The sequence below is a fragment of the Trichococcus sp. TS_SC_9 genome (genome assembly GCF_056156325.1).
On sequence record NZ_CM149591.1, the window covers coordinates 3,087,501 to 3,099,620 of the forward strand.

Below are 12,120 nucleotides of genomic sequence, written 5' to 3' on the forward strand. Positions count from 1 at the left end.
TCGTTCATGTGAGTCTTACAAACTTCCGGACTTCTTTTCCACTGAATGAGGAACATGGCCACAATATGAAGTTGTATTACTGAAGATTCATCAAACATTTAAACGGGGCATCTCGCCACTCACATTTAAACACGAATCTTCTTTGAGATAACACTTTAAGTTTACTCGCCTAAAATGTTTCTCGCTTCTGAACCTTTATCCATCCTATTACGGTTTTAACTTCACAGGTTAAATCAATTTTTCTTAGTTTTTCAAGCTAATCTAAATCTTTTCTGCTGCTACGTTACTTTTTTCATTCAATCTGTCATGTTGAATCTTTTCTAGATTTTTCGGGTCTATACTGGAAATCTCTACTCGATCATGAATGAAATTAAAACCATAAACTGCAAGAACTTCAATTGGTTCTATGTAAAGAATTCATTATATATAACCCTTTCGGATTATATATCCTTCCTTCTTTACACTGTAATCATATCATGTAAGCGCTTGCTTTGCAAGCGGAAATTACCTGTTTTTATAAATTATTTGAATTTTTTCAGGTAGTCATTGCAGTTTGCGAACGAATAGAGCCGCTTTCCAGCAGCCCCCATTCGATCACAGCTTCATCTTGACGACGACAGCTTCTTTCACTTGCACCAATTCATCATTTATGTAAACAACAAGCTCCGGCCCTTCTTCAACCGTGAGGGTCACTTCTCCCCCGATCACTTCCACATCAAGCAAGCTGCCGCGGAAATTGATTTTGAAGTCATAGCCTTGCCAATTTTTTGGAACAAATGGTTTGAAATGCAGAACGCCCGCTTTCACACGCATTCCGGCGAAGCCTTGAACGATTGCCAACCAGGCACCGCTCATAGAAGTGATGTGGAGCCCGTCATCCGTATCATTATTGTAGTTGTCCAGATCCAGCCTTGCGGTGCGCGCATACAGTTCGACCGCTTTTTCTTCCTTTCCGAGTTCCGCAGCCAGGACGGCATGCACGGACGGCGATAAGGAAGACTCATGCACAGTCATCGGTTCGTAGAAATCAAAATTGCGTCTCTTTTCTTCCATGCTGTAGCGGTCATTCAAGAAGTAGATGCTCTGCAGCACATCGGACTGTTTGATGAACGGGGAACGGAGTATCTTATCCCATGACCAGTGCTGATTCAAAGGTCTTTCGCTCGGATCCAACGTATCGGCAGGACGGAGATCCTTATCAAGGAATGTGTCGTGCTGGACGAAAACGCCCAGTTCCTCATCATGCGGATAGTACATCCGGGCAATGATGTCTTTCCAATGGTCCGTTTCCGATTCCGGCAGACCATGCTCTGCCCATTTCTCGGGGGACACTTTTTCGAGTGCGTCCAACGTGTACTGCAGTGTCCACGTCGCCATATTGTTGGTGTGGTAATTGTTGTTCACGTTGTTCTCATACTCGTTCGGGCCAGTAACGCCATGGATCATGTATTTTTGGTTGCGTTTGGAAAAATGGACCCGATCCGCCCAGAAACGGGAAATGCCAACGAGGACATCGATCCCTGTTTCGACCAGGTAGCTTTCATCCCCTGTGTAGTTCGTATAGTTGTAGATGGCATGCGCAATCGCCCCGTTGCGGTGGATTTCTTCGAAAGTGATCTCCCATTCGTTGTGGCATTCGATTCCGTTGAAAGTCACCATCGGATACAAAGCGCCTTTCAGCCCCTGCTGGCGTGCATTGTGGAAAGCACCCGGCAACTGCTGATGACGGTAGCGCAACAACTGGCGTGTGACTTTCGGATCGGCCACGGAAAGGTACATCGGCACCATGTATGCCTCCGTATCCCAATAGGTGGCGCCGCCGTATTTCTCGCCGGTGAAGCCTTTCGGACCGATGTTCAAGCGTTCGTCTTCGCCGTAATAAGTGGAGAACAACTGGAAAAGATTGAAACGGATCCCTTGCTGCGCTTCGTCGTCGCCCAATATTTTCACGTCAGCTTTCGTCCATCTTGCCTCCCAAGCTCGTTCATGCGCGGTGAGAAGCGCAGCGTAGCCTTCCTCAGCTGCTTCACTGGCCATCTTTTTGGCGATGAAAGCCTGCTCAGCATCCGGAATATCCCGGCTGGTGATGACAGCGACATACTTGTCCAAAACAATCTTTTCACCCGCGGAAACGAGTCCGGAAAAAGTTTCTTCTACTAAAAGGCCGCTTTCGTTGCTACCGGTTTTCCCCAAGCCGGAAACACGGTTGCTCATCGCTGCTGTGACTGTGAACTGCTCGATACCGAACGGATTCGGAATCGTTTTGGCGCTCAGGCTGACAGGCGCATCCAACGTACGGCCGGCTTCCTCCCAGAACATTTCCTCGTAATTCGCATCCTCATTCGTGACGTTCCCGTCCAGACGCGGATGGAATTCCAAATCAGTAGAACCTTTCAACACTTCGGCCGTTACCCGCACAAGGCTAAGTTCCTTCTGGGAAATGCTGACGAAGCGTTGGAAAGTGAATTTGATTTCCACAGCACCACCTTCACTTCTCCAAATGAAGCTGCGGTTCAGCACACCAAGGCGCATGTCCAATTCCATGTGAAAATCCGCGACAGGTTGCTTCGCTAAATCAAGCGGTTCGCCGTCGATTAGGATGCCTACAGCAATGAAGTTCATGGCGTTGATGACTTTCCCGAAATATTCCGGGTAGCCGTTCTTCCACCAGCCCACACGCGTTTTGTCGGGATACCAGACACCCGCCAAGTAGGTTCCTTCATGAGTATCTCCTGAATAGCCCTCCTCAAAATTGCCGCGCATTCCCATATAACCGTTGCCGATTGCGGTCAAGCTTTCCTGCAGCCGCTTGTCTTCTTTATCGAATACTGCCGTCTTTATTTTCCATAGATCGATATCAAATAGTCTTTTCATTGACAGTCCTTCTTTCCGAATTCAGACTTCCGTCAGCAGCGCTTCGCCATAGCTCTTGAATAATATTGGCAAGCCTCGTGTCTCCAGCATGCCTTCCCGGACTTTGTACTCCTGGTCATCCAACAGATTCCGGTAAATACCATCCGGCAAATCGACAGCAACCTTGGCAGCTATCCCGTCCAAGCAGAAGATGCCTGTTAGCCTTTCATTCACAAGCCGGTAGTAGCCGATTACCGTCTCCGATCCCAGGGCTGCTGTCAGATCATAACTCCCGTCCCGAACGGCCACTTCCCTTTTGAAACGTTGCAGCCGCTGCAGCAAGGGCGTCAGTTCCTCCTCATAGATCCACGCAATCGGATCCTTTTCGAACAGATCTGGCAGACGTGCCGTCGCGGTCTCCTGTCCGCCGTAAAGCAGCAAGGTCCCTTTCTGGAAATAGGTAAAGGCCGTCCAATTCCGCAATCTGCTGATATCTTCGATCTTCGAACGGATGCGCGGGTGATCATGGTTCTCCAAGAAACGCAGTTTGACGTAATTTACGGGATAGATGCCATCCTGAAACAGAAGGACTTCGAGATAGTTTTTTAAGCTGATTTCTCCCCAGAAGTAAGCCTGCTGGAAATCGTGCACATCATAGTCGTAGGTGATATCGAAGGCTTCATACAATTCGCTGTCGGAATGGCCGATATTGCCGCGGTCCCGATTCATCCTCAGAAAACTCGGGTGGACCGACTCGGCCAACCAGATGACACCCTCTTTGACTTCCGCGACTTCCTTTCTGGCTCGGATCCAAAATTCCAAAGGCACGAGACTCGCTACATCGCACCGGAAGCCGTCCACAAGCGATGCCCACTGCTTCAAGGTTTCAATTTGATAATCCCATAAATCCGGATGAGTGTAGTCCAAGTCGACAATGTCGTACCACTCGCCGACTTTGTTGCCCATTTCGCCATTTGGTCGGCGATAGAACCACTCGGGATGCTGTTCGACAAGCCATGAATCCGGCGACGTGTGGTTATACACAACATCAATCATCACTTTCATGCCTAAATCATGGATCGCGGAAACCACTGTTTTGAAGTCGTCCATCGTCCCGTATGCAGGATTGACAGCGCGGTAGTCTTTGATAGCGTAGGGACTGCCTTCCACACCTTTGCGCTTCGTTTCGCCGATTGTATGGATCGGCATGAACCAGATGGTGTCCGCTCCTAACCCTTTTATCCGTTGCAGATCCGGCAGGAGTGCTGCAAAAGTCCCTTCAGGTGTATGGTTTCGCACATATATACAATAGATGATTTCATTCCGTAAGTTCAATAGTGTATCCTTTGCCATAACGATTCCCCTTAACTATTGTAATCAATCTGGAAAACAGCGGCCCCGTAAGGTGCTAGGTACAAAGTTTCCCCATCGAGCCAGTTCCCTTCATTCTGTAACAAAATCTGGCGGTAACCGTGCTGTTCCAACGGATGAAGCACAAATTCGCGCGGTTGGTCCGTGACGTTACAAATGACCAAACCGACTTTTTTGTCTATTACGCGCTCATAGACAAAGAAATCATCGTGCGTCTCCCAGAGATAATATTCCCCTTCGACGAACAGATCTGTTTTCTTAAGATCCAATACTTTTCGGTAAAAATGCAGGATACTGTCGAAGTCAGCTTCTTCTGCCGCTACGTTGTATTCCGGTTCGACGTTGACGCCGCTCCAGGGGGCAACCGTCGAAAAACCGGCAAAAGCCGACTGATCCCATTGCATCGCACCGCGGCTGGCGTCTTTGGAACTTTCCCGCAGATTGTAGAGAACAGCATCTTCACTGTAACCCAACGCAAGAGCATCCTTGTAGAACGTTTGCGCTTCCGGTGAGCGGAAATTTTTGATGTCATTCAGATAAAGGTTCTTCATTCCAAGTTCTTCCCCGTTCAGGATGAATGGAATGCCCTTTTGAAGATACATAAGAGCCGCGAGCATTTTGGCGCTGTTATCGCGGTAAAGAGTGTCATCCCCGACCCGAGAAACAACCCGAGCCATATCGTGGTTGTTCCAATAAAGGGTCGGACCGCCGACATCCGCCATGACTTTCTGCCACTCCTGCAGATTTTTCTTGAAGGCGCCGTACAGCAGCTTCGTCTTCTGCATATTCGAGGAAAGGCGCGGGTCTTTGGACTTTTCATCCATCGTGAAATAACGGAAAGTGATGACTGTGTCACAGCCGCCAGCAACGGGATCCGTATAGGAACGCGCCAGTTCGACGGTAGCCGAGGCCGCTTCCCCGACGATGAACGTGGCCGGATAGCGTTCCCTCAAAGTCGAGGTGAAGAATTTCATATATTCATTGATTTTTGGCAGATTGGCATAATAGTTTTCAGCCAGTCCGATTTCTCCTTCATCCAGCCCTTCCACATCCGGAAAACCTTCTTCCTTTTGCAGATGGATGAAAGCATCCAAACGAAAACCGTCTACGCCCTTGTCGAGCCAGAAAAAGGCGATGTCAACCATCGCGCGCCGCACTTCCGGATTGTCCCAATTCAGATCAGGCATTTCCTTCGCAAACAGATGGAAATAATATTGATCACTGGATGGTTCCTTTTCCCAGACAGTTCCAGTGAAAAACGATTCCCAGTTGTTAGGCAAATCCTGCCCGCCATTTTTGCCGTCCGCCCAGATGTAATAGTCGCGGTACGGATTGCCTTTCCCTTTTAAGGCTTCTTGAAACCACGGATGCTTTTCCGAAGTATGGTTCATCACAAAATCAAAGATAACTTTGATGCCGCGTTTATGCGCCTCTAGGATCAACTCTTCAACTTCAGCCATCGTCCCGAAAATCGGATCGATTTCCAGAAAATCGGAAATATCATACCCATTATCAACTTTGGGCGAATTGAAAATCGGATTCAGCCAAATCATATTGACGCCCAAATTTTGAATGTAATCCAAGCGGTTGATTACGCCGCGGATGTCCCCGACACCATCCCCGTTGGAATCCTGAAAACTCATTGGATATACTTGATAAACAATCAAACCATGCCACCATTCGCGCACATTACCCATACCAAAAACCTCACTTTTCCAATAAAAACTAGCGATAATAATTACTACCCTAAGCTTACCCAAAGACCAGAATAAATACAAATTTAGGGTGTGATGATTCGCGGTTAGATACCCATACGTTGGAGCACTTCATCATTTTCTGTACGATTCCCCCATTTCCTTGGTATAATGATGAAGTTAAAGCAATCAAACTAACTTACTCATCATCCAAAAGGAGTCCTAACTTATGAAAAAAACAATCGGATTCATCGGCAGCGGGAACATGGGCGGAGCCATCATCGGCGGACTTGTTGGTTCGGCGCTTGTTGCACCAAACCAGGTTATCGTATCCAGCCAAGACAACGAAAGCCTCCAAGCCTTGAAGGAGCAACATGGCATCCGCATCGCAGCCGACAACAGCCAAGTGGCAGCCGAATCGGATATCCTCTTCTTGGCCGTCAAACCGAATATCTACAATGTCGTCATCGACGAAATCAAAACAGCCATCAAGGAAAATGTCGTAGTCGTTACGATCGCAGCCGGCAAAAGCTTAAGTGACATTGAAGAACGCTTCGGCCGCAAAGTGAAAGTAGTCCGTGCCATGCCGAACACACCTGCTTTGGTGGGTGAAGGTATGACTGGGATTTGCGCCAATGAAGTAGTGAACGTTGCGGAGCTGACAGATGTCAAAAATATCTTTGACAGCTTCGGGCGCAGTGAAATGGTTGCGGAATACATGATGGATGCGGTGACAGGCGTCAGCGGTTCATCTCCGGCCTTGGTCTTCATGTTCATCGAATCTTTGGCCGATGGCGCCGTCCGCGGCGGTATGCCTCGCCAACAAGCCTATAAATTTGCGGCACAGGCAGTACTTGGTTCCGCAAAAATGGTGTTGGAAACCGGCAAACACCCTGGCGAACTGAAGGATATGGTCTGCTCCCCGGGCGGAACGACAATCGAAGCCGTTGCGGAACTGGAAAAAAATGGATTCCGATCAGCTGTCATTTCAGCAGTCCAGACCACCATCGACAAATCCATCGCTATGAGCAAACCGAAAGAGAACTGAATCTAACCAAAACGAACCTCTTGAGCTGTTGCATGCGCTCAGGAGGTTCGTTTTGATTATAAAAAAAGCTCTACCCCACAATCGCGGAGTAATAAGAGCTCTTCGCTATATACTTGTTAATGATGGTGGTGATGCCCGGCAGCTTCGGCTCCGTCAGCGATGTCTTCTTTTTGGACCCCTTTTTCCTTGCACTCAGGACAGATGCCATAGACTTCCATGCGGTGATGGCTGACTTGGAAACCGGTCAAATTCTCGGCGACCATCTCCACATCATCCAATACCGGATAATAAAGATCGACGATTTTTCCGCAGCTTTCGCAAATGGCGTGATAGTGCTGCGTATTGCTGAAGTCGAATCGGCTTGAAGCATCTCCATAAGCCAACTCCTTCACAAAACCGATTTTTACAAAAAGTCTCAAATTATTGTAAACAGTTGCTGCGCTCATGTTCGGAAAGCGATCGGCCAATGCTTTGTAGATATCATCAGCTGTCGGATGCATCTTGGACTCGACCAAATATTCCAAAATGGCATAACGTTGCGGTGTAATTCGGATATTTGCATTTTTCATTTTTTCGATTGAATCATTTACGACTGTGCGGTGCATGGTGTATCCCCCCTCTTCTGGAATCACTTGTATATGATAGTCATTATAATTTACATTTTGCTGAGTTCATCATATATCGATTTGCTAAAAATAGCAATACATAAGCCCCTAACATTCACAAAAATACTTACTTTTTATTATCTCGCCGCACATGATAGCGGATGCAAGGCAATACTTGACTCAGGATACTTCCATCCAATCTTTACACAGGCTCCGGATTGGTATATCCTTAACTTGAATAGCTATTATTAGTCATCTACACAAATTATTGACATGGAGCTGAAACTTATGAAACTTGGCGCCCGCACCTTTAAAACGGGTCTCGCCGTCGCATTATCAATGATCGTCGCCCAATACTTCGGATTCGAAGGCGGAGGCGTCATCGCCGGCATCGCAGCCATCTATTCCACCCAGCCTTCCCTCGGCCGTTCCTATGCAAATCTGAAAAGCCGGATGATGGCCAACACGATCGGCGGTTTGGTCGCGGTCTTTGTCGTGATGACTTTGGGATATAACATCTATCTCCTCGGCATTTCAGTCATGCTGTTAATCGCCATCCTGAATGCCCTCAAGCTCGAAGACGTGATTGGGCTGTCGATTGTGACATTGATCGTCATCATGGTCGGCACGGATGACAACTTGTTGTTAAGTGCAACCTACCGCGTATTGGAAACATTCGTCGGCGTCATCATCGCCTTTTTGGTCAATACATTCGTCGCCCCTCCGCGGTACGATGAACGCCTGTACCACACTGTGGACTATGCCACTACGGAGTTCCTGATTTGGATCCGTGCCGGTTTGCGCAAAAACACCGAATATTCCATCATGAACAACGATCTGAAATGGGCACGCACGCAGCTCAAAAAAATGGACAACCTTTATCAATACTTGACCGAAAGCGGTCTGTTCAACAAACCGAACAAATATCAGAACAAAAAGATGCTGGTCGTCTACCGCAAAATGATCCATACGACCCGTTCCGCTTTCCATGTCCTCGAAGTTCTGCATGATTACGAAAATGTTTTCTACCAGTTCCCTGTCGAAATGCGCATCATGATCCGCGAACGCCTGGAAACCTTGATGAGCGGCCATGAACAGATCATGCTAAAATTCAGCGGACGCGTTCGGGCTAATCAAGTCAATTTCTTTGAAGCTGACAAGGCCCAGCGCCACGAAATGATGGACGTCTTTTTCCAACGCGCCCAGGAAGAAAGTGATTTCGGCAAATACAGCAGTTCCGAAAGCTACGGCATCATTCATCTGATGAGTGCCATCCTGGCCTACGAAGACGATCTTGTCCACTTCAACAAATTGGTCCGCAGCTACAAAGCAACGCCAGGCAATAAATCCAAAAACATAAAAAATATCGAAGACATCATCCACTGACCTGCCGTTACGGCTTGTCCGGCGGCAGCAAAAAGAGGCACGCAAGCGACCAAGAGTAGTTTCTGGTCGACTGCGCGCCTCTTTTTATCTGTTTCCGAAAATATTTGATGAGTCTAGCTTTGGAAAGCCCATTTCTCAATAGCGTGGGCCACGCCATCTTCTTCGTTTGATAAGGTAATTTCATTCGCAATGCTCTTCAGATTATCGGTTCCGTTGGACATCACAACACCCAGACCGGCAACTTGGATCATTTCGTAATCGTTCTCGCCGTCTCCCAGCGCCATCACTTCTTCCATCGCGATCCCCAGATGGTCCGCCAATTTAGTCAACGCGGTGCCTTTGTTCGAGTTCTTCTCCATCACTTCCACAAGGAAATCCTGGCTGCGGACGATATAGAAGTCATCACGCATCTTATCAGGAATGGCGGAATCGATGACATCAATCTCGTTTGGCTCGCCGATGTAAAGGATCTTCATCAAACCCATCTCTTCGGTTACCGATTTAAAATCCAATACACTGATGTCCATATTGACGAGAGTGGCATCCTTCTGCATCGATTCCGTCACTTCATCCTCCATGCTGTAATAATGGTGTTCACCCACCAAGAGCGTTCCCGCTGAAAACCCTTTTCCGAATTCGTAAATCTCCTGCACTTCAGCAAGCGTCAACGTTTTTTTGTAGACCGTTTCGTCCGTGTCCGCCCGCAGAATATAGGCGCCATTCTGCGCAATGATGTAGTCCTCATGCTCTCCGAATCCCAGTTCATCCGCGTAAGGTTTGATCCCCGCAGGCGGACGGCCGGTGCAGAGGACGATTTTGATGCCTCGGCGCATTGCCTCTTGGATCGTATCCTTCACCTTTTGCGTCATTACTTTCTGTTCGTTGACCAATGTACCGTCGATATCGATCGCTATCATTTTTATCATTTGTATACCTCACCTCATCATTATCGTGCAACATCCTACTTTGTATATTGTACCAAAAATTGCTTCGGGATGTGACAATCTTGCATCAGACGGAATGATAAAACGGTCGCCTCAAATAAGACGACCGCCCGGACTACCATCATTTATTCTTCACAAGTACTGTAACGGATAAGTATTCCACCCGGATGCGGGATAGTCCTTCGATCGTTCTCGGTTCATCCAAGTTCGTTTTCCCATCCTCAATCAACACTCTGTAGTCCCCGCCTTCGACATCAAAATCGATTGCGTTAGTCTGACCATTGAAGATGACGTAGTATAATTTTTCCGTATCTTCGAGCTGGTAGACAACAATCTGATAATCTGCTTTCAGGATATTCATGTGCCCCATGACATCATCAATTGTTTGCAAGCGGAATAACGGCTCCCGTTTGCGCAATGCAATCAAACCTTTCATGTATTCCACAGCCTGCTTCATCTCAAAACGGCGGTGCCAATCCATTCGGTTGATTGAATCCGGCGCATTGTAGCTATTCTCCAACCCGTTCTTTGTGCGCATAAACTCTTGCCCTGCATGGATGAACGGAATGCCTTGACTCAACAATACGAAGCTGCTTGCCAAGAGGTGACGCCGCACACGTGAATCTTCCTCATCCCACGGCAGCGAGATCTTCAATTTGTCATAAAGCGTAAGATTGTCGTGCGCCTCCACATATTGCACAATTTGAGCAGGAGTCTTGTAATTTCCTCGGCAAGCGGGATAATACGCACCCCCCTGCAGATTGGTAGCAATCCAGCCTTCCATGAACGGTTTGCCAGTGACAAAACCGGTATCGTTCCCGCTGTTGAAGTCTGACCCTTTGATTGCTTCACGCAACGCATCATTAAAATGAGCCACGCCAGGCATGCGGTCCGCATTTTGTTGGACAGCCTTTTCGGAAGGAGGAAGATTGGTGTTCAAATTCCACCCCTCACCAAGCATAATGATGGAAGGGTCAATTTTATCCAATGCGACACGGATTTCATTCATCGTTTCGATATCGTGGATTCCCATCAGATCAAAGCGGAATCCGTCCATATGAAAGTTCTTCGCCCAATATGCGATGCTGTCGATAATGTATTTGCGCATCATATAACGCTCCGAAGCAGTGTCGTTACCGACACCCGTCCCATTAGAGAGCGTTCCGTCAGCATTTTTTCGGAAATAATAACCAGGTACAGTTTTTTCCAAAGCATGCAGTTTCGGTAAAAAAACATGATTGTAAACAACATCCATGATGACGCGAATCCCAGCATCATGCAATGCTTGGATCATTTCCTTCATCTCAAGGATGCGCACTTCCGGTTGATAAGGATTAGTTGCGTAGGATCCTTCCGGAACATTGAAGTTCTGTGGATCATAGCCCCAGTTATATTGTTCCAACGGTTTCAGCTCGTTGACTGTGGAAAAATCCGCCATCGGCAAAAACTGGACATGGGTCACACCCAATTCTGTAAGGTAGTCCAACCCTGTCTTGTCGCCATCCACAGAGAAAGTCCCTTCCTCGACAACTCCAAGGAATTTGCCTTTGTTTGTAACCCCGCTTGTTGGGGAAATCGTGAAATCACGAATATGTAATTCATAAATAATGGCGTCGACTGGTGAAGCAATCGGCTCCAAACGGGCTGCCCATCTTTTCGGATTTGTGTTGGCTGCATCCAAAATGACCGAGCGTTCTCCATTTGCTGTGGTCGCGTAGCTATAAGGGTCAACCGTCTCGACGACTTTGCCATCAGGAAAAGTAATCGCATATTTATAGGCCGTGCCCGCATAGTCCCCAATCATAATAAGTTCGTGAGTTCCTCTTCCGCCCTTGCCCATCATGTGTCTTCTTTTCTCTTTGCGATACAGACTTTCATAAACAACTACTTCTACGCTGAGCGCAGTCGGGGCCCATAGCCGCAGAATAGTTCGTTGCGGTGTATAGATTGCTCCCAATTCTCCATCAAATGAATACTTTTTATCAAAAACAGGCGACTGCACAAATTGCCCTAGTCGATCATCTAAATTATCCAAGTTATCTTGATAATAAGTAGTCGATAGAACGTCAGTCCGTTTCCGTTCATCAACTTGTATGTACATGATATTACCTCCAAAAATCTCTTTGCTAATGAAATTGCGTTTATGCGGATGGCTATCGTGCGGCGGTCTCCAAATTTGCCTGCATATTTGTGAAATACATAGCTTCGGACCTACACAG

At 47.4% G+C, this 12,120-nt stretch carries 8 protein-coding genes; 2 read left to right on the forward strand and 6 right to left on the reverse strand.

Going from position 1 to position 12,120, the window contains the following annotated elements:
• Window positions 1-594: 594 nt before the first annotated feature.
• Genes AC0J5I_RS14965 through AC0J5I_RS14975 form a run of 3 tightly spaced genes read right to left on the reverse strand, consistent with a single transcriptional unit; the run spans window position 595 to window position 5,921 of the window.
• Window positions 595-2,874 carry a glycoside hydrolase family 65 protein gene (locus AC0J5I_RS14965; protein WP_475301615.1) on the reverse strand — a complete coding sequence of 760 codons (2,280 nt, stop codon included), beginning with the start codon at window positions 2,872-2,874 and terminating at the stop codon, window positions 595-597.
• A 21-nt stretch (window positions 2,875-2,895) separates the two neighbouring features.
• Entirely contained in the window at window positions 2,896-4,206 is a 1,311-nt protein-coding gene (locus AC0J5I_RS14970) for an alpha-amylase family glycosyl hydrolase (RefSeq protein WP_475301619.1), read from the reverse strand.
• Between the two features lie 11 nt (window positions 4,207-4,217).
• Window positions 4,218-5,921 carry an alpha-glucosidase gene (locus AC0J5I_RS14975; protein ID WP_475301621.1) on the reverse strand — a complete coding sequence of 568 codons (1,704 nt, stop codon included), beginning with the start codon at window positions 5,919-5,921 and terminating at the stop codon, window positions 4,218-4,220.
• 226 nt (window positions 5,922-6,147) lie between these two features.
• Between AC0J5I_RS14975 and proC the strand changes: the two genes are divergently transcribed.
• Window positions 6,148-6,966, forward strand: coding sequence for a pyrroline-5-carboxylate reductase (gene proC, locus AC0J5I_RS14980; RefSeq protein ID WP_475301626.1), 819 nt, complete (start codon window positions 6,148-6,150; stop codon window positions 6,964-6,966).
• Window positions 6,967-7,082: 116 nt separating this feature from the next.
• On the opposite strand, the gene perR is transcribed toward proC, so the two are convergent.
• Window positions 7,083-7,571 (reverse strand): peroxide-responsive transcriptional repressor PerR, encoded by a 489-nt coding sequence (gene perR / locus AC0J5I_RS14985; RefSeq protein ID WP_475301629.1) that lies wholly within the window; start codon window positions 7,569-7,571, stop codon window positions 7,083-7,085.
• A 288-nt stretch (window positions 7,572-7,859) separates the two neighbouring features.
• Between perR and AC0J5I_RS14990 the strand changes: the two genes are divergently transcribed.
• Complete coding sequence (locus AC0J5I_RS14990; RefSeq protein WP_475301633.1) at window positions 7,860-8,957, forward strand: FUSC family protein; 1,098 nt, start codon at window positions 7,860-7,862, stop codon at window positions 8,955-8,957.
• Window positions 8,958-9,070: 113 nt separating this feature from the next.
• On the opposite strand, the gene AC0J5I_RS14995 is transcribed toward AC0J5I_RS14990, so the two are convergent.
• Window positions 9,071-9,883: a Cof-type HAD-IIB family hydrolase gene (locus AC0J5I_RS14995; RefSeq protein WP_475301637.1), complete on the reverse strand. Its 813-nt coding sequence runs from the start codon at window positions 9,881-9,883 to the stop codon at window positions 9,071-9,073.
• Between the two features lie 139 nt (window positions 9,884-10,022).
• Window positions 10,023-12,002 carry a type I pullulanase gene (gene pulA, locus AC0J5I_RS15000; RefSeq protein ID WP_475301641.1) on the reverse strand — a complete coding sequence of 660 codons (1,980 nt, stop codon included), beginning with the start codon at window positions 12,000-12,002 and terminating at the stop codon, window positions 10,023-10,025.
• Window positions 12,003-12,120 lie beyond the last annotated feature (118 nt).